19 protein-coding genes are annotated in these 16678 nt (G+C 43.3%); 14 read left to right on the top strand and 5 right to left on the bottom strand.

Annotation, left to right across the window (positions count from 1 at the left end):
* Positions 1 to 27: 27 nt before the first annotated feature.
* From IDJ77_RS02230 to IDJ77_RS02205, 6 genes are all read left to right on the top strand, one after another.
* Positions 28 to 414: a nuclear transport factor 2 family protein gene (locus tag IDJ77_RS02230; protein WP_191187288.1), complete on the top strand. Its 387-nt coding sequence runs from the start codon at positions 28 to 30 to the stop codon at positions 412 to 414.
* A gap of 25 nt (positions 415 to 439) precedes the next feature.
* Positions 440 to 1408 carry a zinc-binding alcohol dehydrogenase family protein gene (locus IDJ77_RS02225; protein WP_191187287.1) on the top strand — a complete coding sequence of 323 codons (969 nt, stop codon included), beginning with the start codon at positions 440 to 442 and terminating at the stop codon, positions 1406 to 1408.
* 29 nt (positions 1409 to 1437) lie between these two features.
* Positions 1438 to 2121, top strand: a complete 684-nt coding sequence (locus tag IDJ77_RS02220) for a hypothetical protein (protein ID WP_191187286.1) — start codon at positions 1438 to 1440, stop codon at positions 2119 to 2121.
* Positions 2122 to 2287: 166 nt separating this feature from the next.
* Entirely contained in the window at positions 2288 to 2989 is a 702-nt protein-coding gene (locus tag IDJ77_RS02215; protein ID WP_224750928.1) for a DUF1080 domain-containing protein, read from the top strand.
* A 148-nt stretch (positions 2990 to 3137) separates the two neighbouring features.
* The gene (locus IDJ77_RS02210) at positions 3138 to 3812 is read left to right on the top strand and encodes an SDR family NAD(P)-dependent oxidoreductase (RefSeq protein WP_191187285.1); all 675 of its coding nucleotides are present in this window, start codon (positions 3138 to 3140) and stop codon (positions 3810 to 3812) included.
* Positions 3813 to 4035: 223 nt separating this feature from the next.
* Entirely contained in the window at positions 4036 to 4392 is a 357-nt protein-coding gene (locus tag IDJ77_RS02205; protein WP_191187284.1) for a response regulator, read from the top strand.
* Positions 4393 to 4524: 132 nt separating this feature from the next.
* On the opposite strand, the gene IDJ77_RS02200 is transcribed toward IDJ77_RS02205, so the two are convergent.
* Genes IDJ77_RS02200 through panB form a run of 4 tightly spaced genes read right to left on the bottom strand, consistent with a single transcriptional unit; the run spans position 4525 to position 7857 of the window.
* Positions 4525 to 5304: an SDR family NAD(P)-dependent oxidoreductase gene (locus tag IDJ77_RS02200; protein WP_191187283.1), complete on the bottom strand. Its 780-nt coding sequence runs from the start codon at positions 5302 to 5304 to the stop codon at positions 4525 to 4527.
* Positions 5305 to 5352: 48 nt separating this feature from the next.
* Entirely contained in the window at positions 5353 to 6657 is a 1305-nt protein-coding gene (locus IDJ77_RS02195) for an NAD(P)/FAD-dependent oxidoreductase (RefSeq protein WP_191187282.1), read from the bottom strand.
* Positions 6654 to 7031 (bottom strand): aspartate 1-decarboxylase, encoded by a 378-nt coding sequence (locus tag IDJ77_RS02190; protein WP_224750927.1) that lies wholly within the window; start codon positions 7029 to 7031, stop codon positions 6654 to 6656. The genes IDJ77_RS02195 and IDJ77_RS02190 overlap by 4 nt, the downstream gene beginning before the upstream one ends.
* Positions 7032 to 7041: 10 nt before the next feature.
* A complete protein-coding gene (gene panB, locus IDJ77_RS02185; protein ID WP_191187280.1) occupies positions 7042 to 7857 on the bottom strand; it encodes a 3-methyl-2-oxobutanoate hydroxymethyltransferase in 816 nt (271 codons plus the stop codon).
* 193 nt (positions 7858 to 8050) lie between these two features.
* On the opposite strand from panB, the gene IDJ77_RS02180 reads away from it, so the two are divergent.
* From IDJ77_RS02180 to IDJ77_RS02145, 8 genes are all read left to right on the top strand, one after another.
* Positions 8051 to 8923: an AraC family transcriptional regulator gene (locus IDJ77_RS02180; protein ID WP_191187279.1), complete on the top strand. Its 873-nt coding sequence runs from the start codon at positions 8051 to 8053 to the stop codon at positions 8921 to 8923.
* An 81-nt stretch (positions 8924 to 9004) separates the two neighbouring features.
* Positions 9005 to 9694 (top strand): TetR/AcrR family transcriptional regulator, encoded by a 690-nt coding sequence (locus tag IDJ77_RS02175; RefSeq protein WP_191187278.1) that lies wholly within the window; start codon positions 9005 to 9007, stop codon positions 9692 to 9694.
* Between the two features lie 46 nt (positions 9695 to 9740).
* Positions 9741 to 11051: a TolC family protein gene (locus IDJ77_RS02170; protein ID WP_191187277.1), complete on the top strand. Its 1311-nt coding sequence runs from the start codon at positions 9741 to 9743 to the stop codon at positions 11049 to 11051.
* 14 nt (positions 11052 to 11065) lie between these two features.
* On the top strand, positions 11066 to 12112 hold the full coding sequence (locus IDJ77_RS02165) for an HlyD family secretion protein (protein ID WP_191187276.1): 1047 nt from the start codon (positions 11066 to 11068) through the stop codon (positions 12110 to 12112).
* Complete coding sequence (locus IDJ77_RS02160) at positions 12109 to 13713, top strand: MFS transporter (RefSeq protein ID WP_191187275.1); 1605 nt, start codon at positions 12109 to 12111, stop codon at positions 13711 to 13713. Before IDJ77_RS02165 ends, IDJ77_RS02160 begins: the two co-directional genes overlap by 4 nt.
* Before the next feature lie 60 nt (positions 13714 to 13773).
* Positions 13774 to 14886 (top strand): NAD(P)-dependent alcohol dehydrogenase, encoded by a 1113-nt coding sequence (locus IDJ77_RS02155; RefSeq protein ID WP_191187274.1) that lies wholly within the window; start codon positions 13774 to 13776, stop codon positions 14884 to 14886.
* Positions 14887 to 14994: 108 nt separating this feature from the next.
* Positions 14995 to 15549: an NADPH-dependent FMN reductase gene (locus tag IDJ77_RS02150; protein WP_191187273.1), complete on the top strand. Its 555-nt coding sequence runs from the start codon at positions 14995 to 14997 to the stop codon at positions 15547 to 15549.
* 22 nt (positions 15550 to 15571) lie between these two features.
* The gene (locus IDJ77_RS02145) at positions 15572 to 16069 is read left to right on the top strand and encodes a PPC domain-containing DNA-binding protein (RefSeq protein WP_191187272.1); all 498 of its coding nucleotides are present in this window, start codon (positions 15572 to 15574) and stop codon (positions 16067 to 16069) included.
* A 22-nt stretch (positions 16070 to 16091) separates the two neighbouring features.
* On the opposite strand, the gene IDJ77_RS02140 is transcribed toward IDJ77_RS02145, so the two are convergent.
* Complete coding sequence (locus IDJ77_RS02140) at positions 16092 to 16664, bottom strand: Crp/Fnr family transcriptional regulator (RefSeq protein ID WP_191187271.1); 573 nt, start codon at positions 16662 to 16664, stop codon at positions 16092 to 16094.
* Positions 16665 to 16678 lie beyond the last annotated feature (14 nt).

Genomic DNA, 16678 nt, shown 5'->3' with positions numbered 1-16678 from the left:
AGCACTATTTATATTTTAAAGATTGATATGAGCACTATAAATGAAAAATTGGCCGCAGAGCAAGTATTACAAGGCTACGCGGAAGTATTGAACAAGGCTAACATCTCGTTAATTTCATCTTTTTATACTTTTGATGGCTTATTTATTCCCCACGGTTACAAATCGCTAACCAAAAAAGAGTTGGACGTGGCAGGAGGTAAATTACTGAAAGCTAAAGACTTTAGGATTAACTTTGATATAGAAAACGTCACCATAGGAAATGAATTTGCATTTATTGATGCCACTGCCCAAACGACAACCATCGGCCGGGGCGGAGAAGAGACAAGGGAGAAGAGCAGGGACTTTTTCGTGTTAAGAAAAGACGGCGCAGATTGGAAAATCTATAGGTATCTTTTCAACAGAGTACAAAATTAACAATCACTGATTAACCATCCCTAACATGAAAGCAGCATTAATTTATGAGCCCGGTGGCCCCGAAAATTTAATTTTGGAGGAGATCAATATTCCAAGACCAAAAGACGGCTGGGTATTAATTAAAATCAGAGCTTTCGGCCTCAACAGATCGGAACTGATGACCCGGAAGGGTTACTCTCCTGGCGTCATTTTTCCGCGGGTGCTGGGCATCGAATGTGTCGGTGAAGTAGCAGATGATCCTTCCGGAGAATTTGAACCTGGACAAAAAGTAGCTGCATTTATGGGTGGTATGGGCAGAGATTTCAATGGCAGTTATGCAGAATACGCTTTATTGCCCAAGTCCGTGCTTAATTCCTTTAAAAGTAATCTAGCCTGGGAGCAACTGGGTGCCATGCCCGAAATGTTTCAAACGGTTTTTGGTTCATTACACCTTTCTTTAAAGATCCGGCACGGGGAAACCATTTTGATTCGCGGCGGTACCTCTTCTATAGGTATGCTGGCTACGCAACTCTGTAAAAACAGCGGGTTGACGATAATAGCGACGACGAGGAACCCGGACAAAAAAGAAATGCTGTTGAAAAACGGTGCAGAATATGTGCTGATTGAAGACGGCAATCTGGCAACGAAAATAAAAGCTATTTTCCCTTCAGGGGTAAATAAAGTCCTAGAGTTGGTAGGTACTTCGACGCTTAAAGACTCCCTCAGCTGCGCTGCCCCTGGTGGTATGGTTTGTATGACCGGGATGTTGGCAGAGCAATGGTCATTTAAGGAATTCGCCCCAATGGAATACATTCCCGCTACCGTTGGCCTAACCGTTTATGACAGCGGGCAGATCCGGGTCGATGCACAAAGCTTCCAGCAGTTTATTAATGATGTTGAAGCGGGAAGTGTCAAACTTCCAATCGGGCGCACATTCCATCTTTCTGAAATAGCAGCTGCACACCAGTTAATGGATAATAATGCCGCTGGTGGAAAGATCGTTGTTCTTATCTAAGGATAGATTTAATTAGTGAGTAGTTAGTTATGAAAAATATAATTGTTGTACTGCTATCGATTACCTGCCTGTCAGCTTTTTCAAATGCGTTCGGACAAATGATTACGCTGGACAGTACCAGTCTTTCACCGGTACAAGTTTCCATGTCATTTCAAGCACTTTCAGGAAAAAAAGTAGTCAGAGTTACCAAGGATACAACCATCAAGGCGGTAGATCAGCCGACCTTTGCAAAGTTTAATCACATCAACTTTAAATCCAGTATAATTGAAGTTAAAGTTTTGAGCAGACTGCTCAGTACTGCGCAAAAAGATAACCGCGGTTTTATTGGGTTGGCGTTTCATATCAATGATGACAATTCAAAATTTGAAGGAATTTATATCAGGCCGACCAACGGACGCGCGGATGACCAGGTTCGCCGCAATCATACGGTGCAATATTTTTCTTATCCAGATTTTCCATACTTGCGCTTAAGAAAAGAAAGTCCTGAACAATATGAAACATATGCAGATATGGGCTTGAATGAATGGATTAAATTAAGGATAGAGGTAAATGGAAATAATGCGAAATTATATCTCAATGATGCTAAGTTCCCGACATTTCTGGTCAATGATTTAAAGCTAAGACAGGGAACTTCAGGCGGCATAGGGTTATGGGTTGATGTAGGTACGGAAGGCTTTTTTAGTGATTTTAAAATATTACCGGCAAATAAGTAAATATGAATTTGTACGCTAATAACAAGTCGGAATTTGAAGTAGTCATTTCAATAAAATGAGAAGTTTGGAGAAGAGGTTTTGGATCGCCTTTTTGGCAACACCTAAAAGACCGCAATAAAAATACTTTTATGACAAACAGCGCGACAATATTTAAAAACAAAGAGGTATGAAAAAAATCCATCAAATAATCCTGCTGATTAATTTATGCGCACTTGCTGCATGTAAGCAAAAACTTACTTTAAAAGATCAGTCATTCGAATTAGTGAACGTCACCGGGTCTGTCGTTAAAATTAATAGCGAGGAAGTACTAAAGGTAGAAAGAGATTTAAAAACACTGCCTTTTGATATCAAACACTTAGGCGCTACGGTCAATGGGCCTTTGTATGCCAAACTGAAAAACACAAATTTCGAAAACGGAACCATAGAAGTAAAAGTATTGAGCCGGATACAAAAGCACACTCCCTATCCGGACTCTTGGGGCTTTATCGGTCTGGCCTTTAGAATCAACGGCGACAATTCTGCATTTGAATCAATATATCTACGGCCTAAAGTTGGCCGTTCAGCTAACGAAATTGTAAGAAATCAGGCGGTTCAGTATTATTCATATCCGGATTATAAAATGGACAAGATAAACAATACACCAGGTGGGCCTTTTGAAACAAGTGCTGATATTGGCCTCAATGAATGGATAAAATTACGGATTGAGGTGAAAGATCAACAGGCAACACTTTATATAAATGATAAAAAAGAACCTGCCCTTACCATAAAAAACATGAAAGGCAACTTAAAATCTGGCGCAATTGGTTTGTGGGTTGATATAGGAACAGAGGGATATTTCAAAGATTTAAAGGTTAAAAAGAGATCATGAACGGTCGACATTCCTACGGCCCGTCACACCCCAAACTTGACTTAAAAAGTTAATTTTCAACAAACGAAATGGTTGAATAGCATTTTGTTTATTCTTTCATATCTCACTAACCAATTAAGTAGAGCTCATTTATATATAAATTAATCAAATGAAAAATTCAATTAAAAAAGTGCTGGTTACCGGCGCAAGCAACGGTATCGGTTTTGAACTGACAAAAAAATTATTGGCCGAAGGTGCTGAAGTAATTGCAGTAACGCGTTCTGGTAAAGTTGGCGATTACACACATGATCATCTTACGGTTTTTCAAGGAGACATCAGCAATACAGAAAGCATTAATAAAGTTGCCCAACAGATCGCAGAAGCCGGCATCAAATTAGATGTTTTGGTGAATAATGCAGGCGTAGGCCTGGATCTTGGAGATGAAGTGCCAACAGCTGACTTGCTGAATGCCTCTTTCGCTACCAATACAACGGGTACGGTTTTATTCACCGAAGCCTTGTTAAACAGTTTGAACGATGGCGGACAGATCGTGTTTTTATCGACCGCCATGGCACTGTTGCGTAACGCTGCGCCGAACGCACCGGCTTACCGCATGTCGAAAGCAGCCATTAATGTCTATGCCGTTATGCTCAGCCAAAGGCTTGCCGAAAGGAAGATCAGGGTAACCCCACTGCACCCGGGATGGGTACAAACCCGAATGGGCGGCGATACAGCACCAGTTACTATTGAGAAATCGGTTAACGGTATTTTTAAGGCCATTACCGAAAATACAGAAACCGGTAAATTCTGGAATATTGAGTTAGGCGGCTTAGAAGATTACTAAACATTCGTTACTTTTCAGCGGCTGAAACATACGTAAATATGTTTCCAGTAATTGCCGGATACGATAATTACAAAAAATTAAAGGTGCTTCGGAAAGGCGGTCTTTTATGGATCGCCTTTTTAATAGGCTCGAAATAATCCGTATCTTTTTGTGTGTCAGGAAATATGATAAGGTAGTCATCTTTCCATTGTTATATTCAAACTTTGATCCTTATCTCTTACTTATGCCCCTAAAAAAAGTATTAATTATCGATGATGATGAGGATTTACTTTCTTTGGTTGAATATATACTAAAAGAGGAGAACATTGAGGTGATATCAACGACTGTTTCCTTATCGGTCGTTGAAATATCAGCAATAGATCCGGATCTGATCCTGCTCGATGAATGGCTTAGGGATAATAAAGGAACTGAAATTTGTAAAGCCTTGAAAAATACACCGAGTTTTAGCAAAATCCCCGTGATACTACTTTCTGCTGTTAGCAATCTTTCCAACCTTGCAAAGCGGTGCGCTGCAGATGCTTTTATTGAAAAACCTTTTGACATCGGCGAGTTGGTATCGATGGTAAAAGCACTGATTTAAGTCAAGTTTATTTAATACTAACAGCGCATAATTAACAGGTTTTCGCTTATTCTAATTGGATTGCTGATTTAATAATTTACTTATTAAGGGGCAGATGATTTATGACCTGCCCCTTTGTTTAGATACAAAACATTACATCGTAATGCCGCCATCCACAGCAATAGCCTGGCCGGTAATTCTTGGTGACCTCGCTATAAAGACAACCGCTTCCGCGATATCTTCCGGTGTTTGGTCAACCCCCTGGGGAATGATCGCTTTCTTATTCCTCTCCCACGATTGCTCTTCAGTTTCCCCTTCCAGCTTCCAGCGGTCAGCTACTCCGCCTTCTCCGCGCCACATGCCTGTACCAACGATGCCCGGACATATTGCATTGACAGTAATGGCGTCGAGCGCTACTTCTTTTGCAATGCTGTTGGTGAATCCAATGACTGCAAATTTGGAAGCCACGTAATGAGAAAGATGAGCCATACCCATTTTTCCGGCAATGGATGCCGTATTGATAATGGCACCTGATTGTTTTGGTTTTAATATTTCAAGCTCTGCCTTGGTACAGACAAATATGCCTTTTGCATTAACGCCTAACACACGGTCCCATTCCTCAGGAGTTATTTCTTCTATACTGCCGATCCCAACCACGCCGGCATTGTTGACCGCGATATCCAGTGTTCCGAATGTTTCCACTACCTCATTTAGTGCTGCTTTGACGGAGTCATAATTGGTCACGTCTATAATTACACCTAACACATCGGCACCTTGTTCTTCCAGCATTTTAACTGTTCCGGCAACGAATTCCTGCTTAATATCACCAACAACAACTTTAGCTCCTTCTCTGGCGAACGCGGAAGCGATCGCTTTTCCTATTCCACCACCAGCTCCGGTGATAAAAACTACTTTTTCTTTTAAGTCATTCATAGTATTAATTTTTAAGATGTAAGAAATGAATCTGTAATTGAATAAGGCTTATTTAGCTTCCGGATTTTGACGCTCTGGTTCTTGAGTAGCCGGTCGGACGATCATCCTTAGGTACTGGTCCTTTGATATGTAAGCCGCGCTCCAACTGATCAGGGTTTTTATTTTATTCCTAAAATTGACAAGCGAGAGCAAGTGGACGAATAGCCACATCAACCAGGCAAAGAATCCCTGGAAATGAAGAACTGGTTTAGGGAGGTCTGTTACTGCTTTGTTCCTGCCAATTATCGCCATTGATCCCTTATCATGATATCGGAATGGCTTCAAGGGATGTCCGGTCAATTCAGCATGAATATTATAGGCCAGATTTTTTCCCTGCTGTATGGCTACCTGTGCGAGTTGAGGATGGCCGTTGGGGAACCCTTTATCCAGCGTTAACATACAGCTGTCTCCAATCGCGAAAATATTGGTTGTGCCTTTTACTTTATTACAAGCGTCTACCAGCAACCGTTTACCGCGACCGTAATACTCAGCCGGTAAACCCGCAAAGACCTGGCCGGTTACCCCGGCGGTCCAGATCAGGTTTTTGGTTTCGATCCGGGAACCGTCGCCAAGCAACACACTTTCGCCGTCATAGTCTTTCACTAACTGATTTAAAGTAATGATAGCACCCATAGATTCGAGCGATTTTAGCGCGTATTCCTGGGATTTTTGGGCCATTGGTGCCAGTAGCGTAGGCAGGCCATCCAGCACATAAATATCAAAAGGCAAACCCTCCAGTTCCGGATAATCCTTTTTAAAGACGTTCTGTTTCAATTCAGACAGCATGCCCGCGATTTCCACGCCTGTGGGCCCGCCTCCTGCAATGACGACACTGGTGAGTTTTTTTTGCTCAGTCGGATTATTAGAAAGTGTAGCCTCCTCGAACCTGCTGAGAAGCGTGTTTTTTAACAACAGTGCATCGGCAACCGTTTTCATAGGAAGGGCGTGTTTCCGGACGTTTTCGTTTCCGAAGAAATTACTTTCCGTTCCGGTGGCTAAAATGAGTTTGGTATACCGCATTTCCCCTGAAGATAAGACCACCAGGTTCTCTTCGGGTTTGATCTCCAGCAGCTCACCCATCCGGAAGGTGAAATTAGGATGATTCCGGAATAATTTCCGATAAGGGTAACTAATATTGGAAACGTCTAAAAAGCCTGTCGCGACCTGGTACAGTAGCGGAGGAAAGAAGTTATAATTATTCCGGTCTACCAACGTAACGTGCAAGGTCTTATCTTTCCTCAACAGGTTTTGAGCGACGTATATTCCGGCGAACCCTCCGCCGATAATGACGATATTATTTCCATATGGTGTCATGATATTTTTAAGTTTAACGCTGTTTTTTTTGTTAATTCTTTGATTGGGACAACAATGACCGGGAAACCGACGGGGATTTGACCGGAAAGCCATCGGGCATAACTGGTTATATTAATATGGTCGCCGGCATGAACAAGCCTTGTTGCCGGGCCGGAAACAAAACAGGCCTTGCTACCTTTAGCTGCCTTAAGCGCGTAAGTTTCGAACCTTGCGCCGTTTGAATGATTACAGATGAGCACTTTTTCGTTCTCCAGAATGCGTGCCTTGTTTAAAATGGCCTCGTCAAGCAGCAAACAGTCTTGTCCGTCAGGATACACCATGCCTACCGGCATGTATTGTATTTCAGATTTGAGGAATAATGACGTAAGATCCATGATATATGAGTTAATATTGTTCCTTATCGCTGGGGAATTTTCGCGACTTGACATCTGAAACATAGGCAGTAGTCGCGTTGGTGATCTGGCTATACAGATCCAAATATCTGCGCAGAAACCGTGGGGCAAAATCCTTGGAAATGCCTAAAAGGTCGTGCATAACAAGTACCTGCCCGTCCACATGTTTGCCTGCGCCGATACCGATAACCGGTATTTGGAGCATTTCGGTAACTTTTTTTCCTAAAGTTGCCGGTATTTTTTCCAGTACGATTGCAAAACAGCCTGCATCCTGCAAAGCCTGCGCATTACTTAGTAAGACGTTCGCTTCGTTCTCTTCTTTCGCGCGTATGGCATAGCTGCCAAACTTGTAGATAGACTGAGGCGTCAGCCCCAGGTGCCCCATGACCGGGATACCTGCCTGGATCAGCCTGCTGACCGAATCTGTAATTTCTTTTCCGCCCTCCAGTTTTAGCGCATGTGCTCCTGCTTCTTTCATCAGTCTTACCCCCGAATTAAGCGCTTGCTTACTATCGCCCTGGTAGGTGCCGAAGGGAAGGTCCGTGATGATCATCGCCCTTTTAACCGCTCTTGATACGCTTTGGGTATGGTAAATCATATGGTCAAGGGTGATCGGCAAGGTCGTGTCGTAGCCCGCCATGACATTCGCAGCGGAATCACCCACCAGCAGCACATCAACTCCAGCCTCATCAAATATCCGGGCCATCGAAAAATCGTAAGCGGTGAGCATGCTGATCTTCTCACCCGTGGTTTTCATATCCTGCAAAACTTTGCTGGTGATTTTTGGAAATACGGTTTGTACTGACATCGTTTTTTATAGTGGCCAGCTGCTTATTTTAATAACAGCCTTATATGATCCCTGCAATAGTACAGGTCAATTTTCAGCCGTTTTCGTCGTAATAGCTTAACAATTCGTTCAAATGGAGCAAATGGGCATATTTTGGGATAAATTATGGCCAAAAAAAGAGTTTCAGTTATGATAATATTGTATTTTCACGCTATTGGAAGAGATCAAAACACTTTCGCTTTCCAGGCATAGCCGCCTTTTTTCTGTTGCAGATAACAGCAAGGAATACTTGTTCATATCCGCAGCAAGCCATCCTTATCCGGAAGAACCGTACCGGGCGGAAAGTTACGCCCTGGCCTATCTTTCTGAGGGCAGTATTTATCTGCAGGCAGGCCTTAACAGCTATGAGATCGAGGCACCCTCGCTCATCATCCTTGGTCCGTCAGTGATCCGCAGTTTCCGTAAAAGAAGTAACCAACTGAGGATGGATATCATTTTCTTTAAAGACACCTTTTTATTGGAACAATATGCTGACCGGCTTTTCCTTGATAAATATGATTTTTTTGAAAATAATGATCTTCACGTATTGGCTATTGAGGATGCCTATCAGATCAAATTCAGCAAGATCTTTGAGATCATCAAATCAACCCAGGCTACAGCCAATTATCACCAGGCGGAGATCGTACGAAATTATATCTTCGCGTTGATTTACGAGATCGATGCCTATTACAGACAGCATGCAGTGGGGGTTCATTCTTCGCTGACCGGCTATACGCTTTTTGCAAAATTCAAACAACTTCTCCACCGCAATTACATGCACGAGCGCAAGTTGGATTTTTATGCTCATCATCTGCATGTACAACCCAAGTCCCTTTCAGCTGCTGTCAAAAAACACACCGGGAAATCTGCCGGTAAATGGATCGATGAAACGATTGCGTTGGAAGCTAAAGTGCTCTTACAGAACAAATCGCTAACCGTTTCTCAGGTCAGCAACATGTTGAACTTTTCAGATCAGTCCGTTTTCGGTAAGTTTTTCAGGGCCAATGCCGGCCTTTCCCCGGTAGCTTATCGTAAAAGGTTCCTTTAGTAAGCGTTTCCTCTGTGCCTGGTATTAAAACAGATCATTAATACGCCATTTCGACGAACAATGAGGTAATACAGCCGAGTTATGCTGCTGAATACGACGGAAATTTGTCCTATCAAAAAAGATAGACAGCACATGACCGTACCGACAGATCATTCTACTCAGGATAGCAGGCAACTCTTACTAAAAGGTGCAGAAGAGCTATTTGCCAGGCATGGCTTTGACGGGACTTCTATCAGGCTTATTGCAAAGGAACTCCATATGAATTCCGGCATGATCAGTTACTACTTTGGATCGAAAGAAGCCCTCTATCTTGAAATATTTAAGAGCAGGCTAATCGAAATTACGTTAGAGATCAATGGGTTTGATCAACTTGAACTTAATCCCGGTGAAAAATTAAGGGGCTACTTACTCCTGTACATTCAAAGAATCTCTTCTAACAAAAGCTTTCATCGACTGCTTTATAACCAATTAGCTACACGTCGCCATCCGGCCGTTATTGAAATGGTAACGGAAGCACGCGTCCAGATCTACCGGTTCCTGCTAAAGATCATTCAAAGCGGTATTGATTCAGGGCATTTTAAAGCCATTGATGCAGAGATCTTTGCCCTTAACATCCTGTCATTTATACCGTCTGTATTTACAGGTAACCTTTCTTCACTAATGCATTTATACGAGCCGGTAAGAGATGATATGACCGGGCGAATGATCGACCATATCTTGCTAATGGTCATCCCGGAAAAACTCACTTCAATCAATTTAAGTCATGTTTAAGTCCTGTTTATATGCTAAAAATACCAGCCTGTCTGTTGTAACTGTAATGCTAGTTATTTTTTTGGCAGGACATTCAGCGTGCCTTTTTGCCCAGGTAAACAGTCCGGCTGGCTTCAACGTCTCTTTGTCCGAAGCGGTTCAATTTGCTAAAAGTCAGAACAAATGGGTGCAGGCAGCTCGTATTGAACAGAGCGCGGCGGGTGAAGACAGGCAGGATGCTTACCGTGCTGCGTTGCCAACGGTCAATGTGAGCGGGTCTTACCAGCGTTTTTCAGACCTTACTTTATTTACCGAAGGTCTTAGTCATTCCACAACAGGCCCGCGAAGACCAACACCAAATGCTGCCGCCTTTGGGGTCGATGCTTTATTTAATATTTATAGTGGCGGACGTCAGCGCGCTTTCCAAAAAGAACAGACTTCGCGGCTGGGCCTCGCAAAAATAAATGCGGAGGACCAGTCCGGCAACATTGCGCTGCAAACTGCCGGTCAGTATCTTGATCTGGTCAGGCTTGCTGACTTGAAAAAATACATCCAGGATCAGTTAAAAAGGGCACAAACCCGCCTCAGGAATATCAACGCACTGTATAAAAATCAAAAGGTTACCAAAAGTGATGTGTTACGCGCAGAGGTTATGCTCTCTACGGTAGAGCTTTCCCTGCAGCAAACCGATAACGATATCATTATCGCGAATCAAAAGCTGGACGTACTGATGAATGTGCCGGACAGCGTTCGTGTAAATCCTACCGATTCTGCCGCAATGCCAAAACCAGTTCCTGATTCCCTGCTGCAACTGATCGAACGGTCGGGAATCTCATCCTACAGCGTACGTAAGGCAGCGGAAAATGTGGAAATACAGCGTGCACGCGTGAGGGGCATTCAAAGCGCTAATATGCCATCCTTAGCTTTTTACACCGCTTACGGCTTAAATTACCCGAATTATCTGTTTTTTCCTTCCGTGAACCAGGCATATGCCGTTGGTTTTGTAGGTCTGAAAGCACAGTACAGCATCTCCTCACTTTATCACAACAAAAGCAAAGTTGCCGCCGGTAAGCTAAGGGTCAAAGAACTGGAACTTCAACAGCAGGCTACCGCAGATAATATCACTACCGACGTAAAATCTTACTACATTAAATATATAGAGGCATTGAACCGGATCGCTGTTAATCAGCGTTCTGTGGAACAATCGCAGGTCAATTACCGCATTGTTACCACCAAATATTTCAACCAGTTGGCGCTGCTTACGGACCTCCTTGATGCAGATAACCTGCTTCAGGAATCAAGGTTCAACCTGATCAGAGCTCAAACGGATGCACTCACCATTTACTATCATCTCTTATACACCAGTGGCAACTTGTAATTAATGCCTTTGACATGAAAACAGAAAATCAAAAGATCCACCCGGGAAATATTGTCATCACGATCATCGCTGTAGTTGTTGTTCTGGCCGGCATATTTTACTTCATTCAATACTGGGGTTTCAGCCGGCATTACGAAGAAACCAATGACGCCCAGGTGGATTCCTACATCAACCCCGTATCTGCACGGGCGGGTGGATACATCGAACAGGTTAAGTTTGAAGAGCATCAACTGGTGAAACGCGGTGACACGCTGGTCATATTGGATGACAGGGAATACAAAGCGCAACTGGAATCCGCAGAAGCAGCTATGGACGACGCACGCGCCCAATTGACCGTGCTGTCTGCCGGCATTCATTCATCCGAATTAGGCACTGATGTCAATAAGGACCAGATCAAAGGGGCTCAGGCCAGATATGTGCAACAGCAGCAGGATATCAGGCGCTATAAAAATCTGGTTAAAGAAGAGGCCGCTACCGGATCCGACCTGGAACAGGTGCAGGCGCGTTATGATGTGGCAGCCAGCGATTACAGCGCTGCGCAAAACAGCTTAAGAACAAATCAGGCACGGGTCAATGAGCTAAAAACTCACTTTGCCCTGCTTAAAGCGGATATCAAACGCAAGCAGGCGGCACTGGATCTGGCCAGGCTGAATTTATCTTATACCGTTATCCGTGCGCCTTACTCCGGAAGACTGGGCCGGAAAAACATTCTGGAAGGCCAGCAGATCCAGCCTGGACAACCTTTGGTCAGTATTATTAACGAAGATCAAAAGTGGATCACCGCGAACTATAAGGAAACGCAAGTCGAAGGCATGTATGTCGGCCAGCCGGTGGATATCAGGGTCGATGCCATAGGCGGCAAGGTATTCAAAGGCAGGATCGAAGCAATAGCCGGCTCGACAGGCTCCCGGTTTTCCCTTTTACCGGCGGATAATTCAACCGGAAATTTTGTTAAGATCATTCAGCGGGTTCCCGTAAAGATTGTCTTTGATGCAAAAGATACCGATCAGTTTATACCCGGAATGAACGTAACCGTATCCGTTAAAAAGAAAGCATCATGAGCAAGCCGGTTTATTTCAAAGACTGGATCAATGGCTGGCAATGGGGCGTACGGATCGCCTTATTCCTCATTCTGCTGGGATCACTTATGCAGTTCGGTATGTTTTCGCTGACCCAAAATTACATGATCGCCTATCTCGGCGCACAGCCTGAAGATATTTCGTTTGCCCTGTTGCTATGTTATGCCGGGATCATTTCGATACTGCCGGTTCAATTCCGTTTCCTCAAATATTTTGAAACAAGGAACTATCTGGTCACCAATATCATGCTGGCTGTATTGTTGAACTGCTTGTGCCTGAATTGTCAGGACATCCATTTCTTTTTTATCCTTCGCTTTTTACAGGGTATTTTAGTCGGTAATACCGCTGCCTGTGCGCTCATCCTGATCTTTACCCGTTTAGAAAGTGAACGTGCCCAGGCAATCGGTTCGGCGGTGTTTTACGGCACTATCCTTGCCAATACGGTATTGATAGGCTTGGTAGCAGCATTCGTGGTTGTTTCGGCAGATTGGAAGGTTGCTTACTATTACCTGATAGGTTTTCAAATAATTACGCTCCTGATCAGTTTGCTGGCACTGCGTGGCACATCAGGTCATAAGCCCTATCCATTGTACCAGATCGACTGGGCCGGATTTATATTATTTACCTGTACCTCCGCGGCCTTCGCTTATACCATGATTTATGGCTCTAAGTACTACTGGTTTTCAGACACGCGGATACTTTTTAGTAGCTTGATCACATTTTGTGGCGCGGTGCTCTTTTTCTACAGGCAATCGATCGTTAAACGACCATTGATCTATATCAAAGCGTTCAAATACCCTAACTTTCTAATCGGGCTTTGCCTGCTGGCCGTTTACTATGGCAGCAAGGACAGCATTAACCTGATCTATAATTACGCCGGAGGAGTTTTGAAATGGAGCACTATCCAGGTTATCGCTTTAAGCTTATGCAATGTAGGAGGGATCGTCGTATCGCTGATCATCTCCACCCGGCTCACCTTAGCTAAACGTCATTCTATCAAGGGCTTTTTAGTAATTGGTTTCTTGCTGATGGTCGGTTATAATCTTTGGATGTGTTTTTTAATGACACCCGACCTTTCTTTTACCGATCTGCTTTTTCCTGTGATGATGCAGGGGGCCGCATCAGGTTTTTTGTTCGTTCCTATTATCATTTTTACAGTATCCTCCTTACCTTCAGAAACAGGTACCACCGGGCTTGTGGTAGCTGCTTATGCCCGGTTCATGGCATCCTGTAATTCTGTAGCTGGCTATTATAACCTGCAGCTGTATTTCAACCAGCACTTCAAAGAAGGGTTTATGGGTTACCTGACTGTAGACAATGTGATTACGGCAGACCGGATCAAAGACTTTAAAGCTTTGTATGCTGGTAAAGGATTTTCTGCCGATCAGGCTTCGGCATTAGCTAATGCGGCGCTTGGCCAAAGTCTTGCCCAACAAACCCAGTTACTAACTAACCGTGCGGTATTCCTGTCCATTGCTTTGTTGCTTTTCGGCGTGGCCATGCTCATCCTGATGATACCGGCGATCAATAAAACTTTGTTACACTGGAACCGGCGTATGGTGGTGCCTGAAGGAAATCTTTAGCTTATTCTAAATTTTTACAGAAATAAATTAATCCATTATTCAAAACTAAATTAAATCATTATGGAAATCACAGCAGCTGTCGTTAAAGCACAAGGCAGCGAATTCGAACTAACAAAAGTAGTTTTAGATCAACCCAAATCTGATGAAGTGTTGGTCAGGATCGTAGCAACCGGTATTTGTCATACCGACATGGTAGCGCGCGATTTCGTCATGGGTTCACCCAACTTTCCCGTGATCCTGGGTCATGAAGGTTCCGGTGTTATCGAAAGTATCGGTGAAGACGTTCATCACCTGAACGTTGGCGACCACGTCGTACTGACCTACGGTTATTGCGGGGAATGTGAGATTTGCCGTTCCGGTACGCCTGCTTACTGTTATGAATTTTTCCCGCGGAACTTCTCAGGTGCCCGAATGGATGGTTCGCATAATCACCATTACCCGGATGGTAAAGTACTCAATGACAATTTCTTTTCGCAATCGTCTTTTGCTACCTATGCCATTGCACATAAAAACAATGTGATTGCAGTTCCTAAAGATGCGCCATTGGAAATATTAGGCCCATTGGGTTGCGGTATCCAGACTGGTGCAGGAGCCGTAATTAATTCGTTAAAAGTTAAGATCGGCAGCTCTATTGTGATCACCGGTACCGGTGCTGTTGGATTGGCGGCGTTAATGGCGGCCAAGGCGTCTTCCGCTACTGTAATCATTGCCGTTGATATCAATGAAGAAAGATTAAATTTTTCTAAAGAGTTTGGTGCAACCCATACCATTAACAGTTTAACTGAGGACGTATCGAAACGTATCCTGGAGATATTGCCCAATGGTGTGCAATACGGCATAGATACAACCGGAAGAAACGAAGTGATCAACAATGTTTTATCCAGCCTTGCGCCATTGGGCGAAATGGTTTGTATCGGCGTAGCCCGTAAGCCGCTGGAACTGGAAACCAATATCTTTCTGACCAAGGGTTACAAGATCAGGTGGATCAACCAGGGCGATAGCGTTCCGCAGGAATTCATTCCTAAACTCATCCACATGTATCAACTGGGCCAATTCCCATTCGACAAACTGATCAAAACATATGCTTTCCAGGACATCAATGAGGCGGTTGAAGATTCGGAAAAAGGAAGGACAATCAAATCTGTGCTATTGATCGGCGAATACAAACAATAGGCCGGCAATCTTATTGTTTATACACAGTGACATCAATACTTGACCCAAACTCATATTTATTAGTTTGGGTCACTTTACCCTTATTTAACAATCAAACAAATAAACATCATGAGCAAAACAATAGGTATTCTTGCAGGAAGTCTGCGCAAGGAATCATTTTCAAAAAAACTAGCAAACGCTGTATTAAATATGGCACCGGAAGGATTTAAGTTCAAAGTTATCTCTTTGGCTGATCTTCCAATTTATAACCAGGACTTTGACGATAACCATGAAGTTCCCCAAGCCATTATAGCTTTCAGAGAGGAGATGGCATCAGTTGACGGCATTATATTTATCACACCGGAATATAACAGATCTGTTCCAGCGGTTTTAAAAAACGCCTTAGATGTAGGTTCCAGGCCTTATGGAAAGAGCGTGTGGGATGCGAAACCTGCTGCTGTTTTCAGCAACTCGCCAGGTAACCTGTCAGCTTTTGGCGCTAACCACCATTTGAGGCAAAGTCTGGTATTTCTGAACGTGCCCACTATGCAGCAGCCGGAGGTTTACCTTCCAAAAGTAAATGAGCTGTTCAATGAAAATGGAATTTTAAAAGAAGGAAGCACCAAAGAGTTTCTTAAAAAGGCAGTAGATGCTTATATAACCTGGTTTAAAAAGAATAGTTAATAAATCTAAATTTTATAATATTATGGAAAAAGTAGAATACAGATCGGCAGCTACGCATGCCGAGGCGGGAAAAGCTCCCGCCATGAAAGTAAAATTGTTAAGTACTGTTGAAAATGTCAGAACCTATATGGTCAGTTTTTTTAAGGGCGATGAAGTGGTATCTGGTTTGACAGGATTTGCTTTGGAATACGATGTGAAAAGTGCTCATTTTCAAGGCATAGGAAGTGCGTTCAGCGTGGAGCTGGGTTGGTTCGACTTTGATCGCCTGGAGTATGAAGTAATCCATGTAGGCATTGCTGAAGTAACCTCTATTGACGGAAATATAACCTGGTATGAAGATAAACCTGTAGTTCATGCACATTCCAATGCTTCAGAAAAGGGCGGTTTGGTAAAAGGCGGTCATTTATTAGCAATGTATGTCGGACCCACCGTAGAGCTCATTGTAACGGTTGAACCGACAGCCTTACATAAGAAATTGAATCCGGAATTTAACGCAACAATGATTGACTTTGATAAATAACGCAAATTTGGATAATTTAGCGTTAAAGCTGTTTTCTTACCCTGCTTAAACTTTCGGGCGTAATCCCCAAATAAGAAGCAATGTATATTAACGGTATACGCGCAGCAATTTGTGGGAAATCACTAATGATAAGTCTATAGCGCTCTTCTGCATTCTGACTTACCGTCGAACTGAGGCGTTGCTGAAGGCTGACATAAGCCCGCTGAAATAACTGCCGGAAATATCTTTCCAGCGCAGGTACTTGGTCATAGAGCAGATCGAGTTCGTGATGTGGTAACAACCAAACTTCACTATCTTCGATGGCCTCTATGCTGACATTTCCAGGTGCCTGCGTTATAAAGCTGAGCAGATCTGCAATCCAATGATCTTCAACCGCCAATTGGATAACATGTTCTACACCGTCTTTATCTGTAGTGTATGATCGAAGTGCACCTTTTTCAATAAAATAGATGTATCGGCTGATTTCACCCTCCGTGAGTAAGGCTCTTCTTTTTTTAACGAACCTTTTAACAATTACCTTTTCGATCTGTTCAAAATCACTTCCAGTAATACGGGCATATTTATTAAAATTGTTGAAAAGGAGCGTAGAAACCATGCGGATAAATTACA

The sequence above is a fragment of the Mucilaginibacter pankratovii genome, from assembly GCF_014773265.1.
Lineage (GTDB): Bacteria > Bacteroidota > Bacteroidia > Sphingobacteriales > Sphingobacteriaceae > Mucilaginibacter > Mucilaginibacter pankratovii.
This window is presented reverse-complemented; position numbering and strand designations above follow the sequence as displayed.

What these genes read in the sequence shown, in the direction of transcription:
- IDJ77_RS02140 (WP_191187271.1), bottom strand. Translation starts at nt 16,664, where the DNA reads ATGGTTTCTACGCTCCTTTTCAACAATTTTAATAAATATGCCCGTATT.
- IDJ77_RS02210 (WP_191187285.1), top strand. Translation starts at nt 3,138, where the DNA reads ATGAAAAATTCAATTAAAAAAGTGCTGGTTACCGGCGCAAGCAACGGT.
- IDJ77_RS02190 (WP_224750927.1), bottom strand. Translation starts at nt 7,031, where the DNA reads ATGGATCTTACGTCATTATTCCTCAAATCTGAAATACAATACATGCCG.
- IDJ77_RS02220 (WP_191187286.1), top strand. Translation starts at nt 1,438, where the DNA reads ATGAAAAATATAATTGTTGTACTGCTATCGATTACCTGCCTGTCAGCT.
- IDJ77_RS02160 (WP_191187275.1), top strand. Translation starts at nt 12,109, where the DNA reads ATGAGCAAGCCGGTTTATTTCAAAGACTGGATCAATGGCTGGCAATGG.
- IDJ77_RS02150 (WP_191187273.1), top strand. Translation starts at nt 14,995, where the DNA reads ATGAGCAAAACAATAGGTATTCTTGCAGGAAGTCTGCGCAAGGAATCA.
- IDJ77_RS02215 (WP_224750928.1), top strand. Translation starts at nt 2,288, where the DNA reads ATGAAAAAAATCCATCAAATAATCCTGCTGATTAATTTATGCGCACTT.
- IDJ77_RS02230 (WP_191187288.1), top strand. Translation starts at nt 28, where the DNA reads ATGAGCACTATAAATGAAAAATTGGCCGCAGAGCAAGTATTACAAGGC.
- IDJ77_RS02205 (WP_191187284.1), top strand. Translation starts at nt 4,036, where the DNA reads ATGCCCCTAAAAAAAGTATTAATTATCGATGATGATGAGGATTTACTT.
- IDJ77_RS02170 (WP_191187277.1), top strand. Translation starts at nt 9,741, where the DNA reads ATGCTAGTTATTTTTTTGGCAGGACATTCAGCGTGCCTTTTTGCCCAG.
- IDJ77_RS02225 (WP_191187287.1), top strand. Translation starts at nt 440, where the DNA reads ATGAAAGCAGCATTAATTTATGAGCCCGGTGGCCCCGAAAATTTAATT.
- IDJ77_RS02175 (WP_191187278.1), top strand. Translation starts at nt 9,005, where the DNA reads ATGCTGCTGAATACGACGGAAATTTGTCCTATCAAAAAAGATAGACAG.
- panB (WP_191187280.1), bottom strand. Translation starts at nt 7,857, where the DNA reads ATGTCAGTACAAACCGTATTTCCAAAAATCACCAGCAAAGTTTTGCAG.
- IDJ77_RS02200 (WP_191187283.1), bottom strand. Translation starts at nt 5,304, where the DNA reads ATGAATGACTTAAAAGAAAAAGTAGTTTTTATCACCGGAGCTGGTGGT.
- IDJ77_RS02145 (WP_191187272.1), top strand. Translation starts at nt 15,572, where the DNA reads ATGGAAAAAGTAGAATACAGATCGGCAGCTACGCATGCCGAGGCGGGA.
- IDJ77_RS02195 (WP_191187282.1), bottom strand. Translation starts at nt 6,657, where the DNA reads ATGACACCATATGGAAATAATATCGTCATTATCGGCGGAGGGTTCGCC.
- IDJ77_RS02155 (WP_191187274.1), top strand. Translation starts at nt 13,774, where the DNA reads ATGGAAATCACAGCAGCTGTCGTTAAAGCACAAGGCAGCGAATTCGAA.
- IDJ77_RS02165 (WP_191187276.1), top strand. Translation starts at nt 11,066, where the DNA reads ATGAAAACAGAAAATCAAAAGATCCACCCGGGAAATATTGTCATCACG.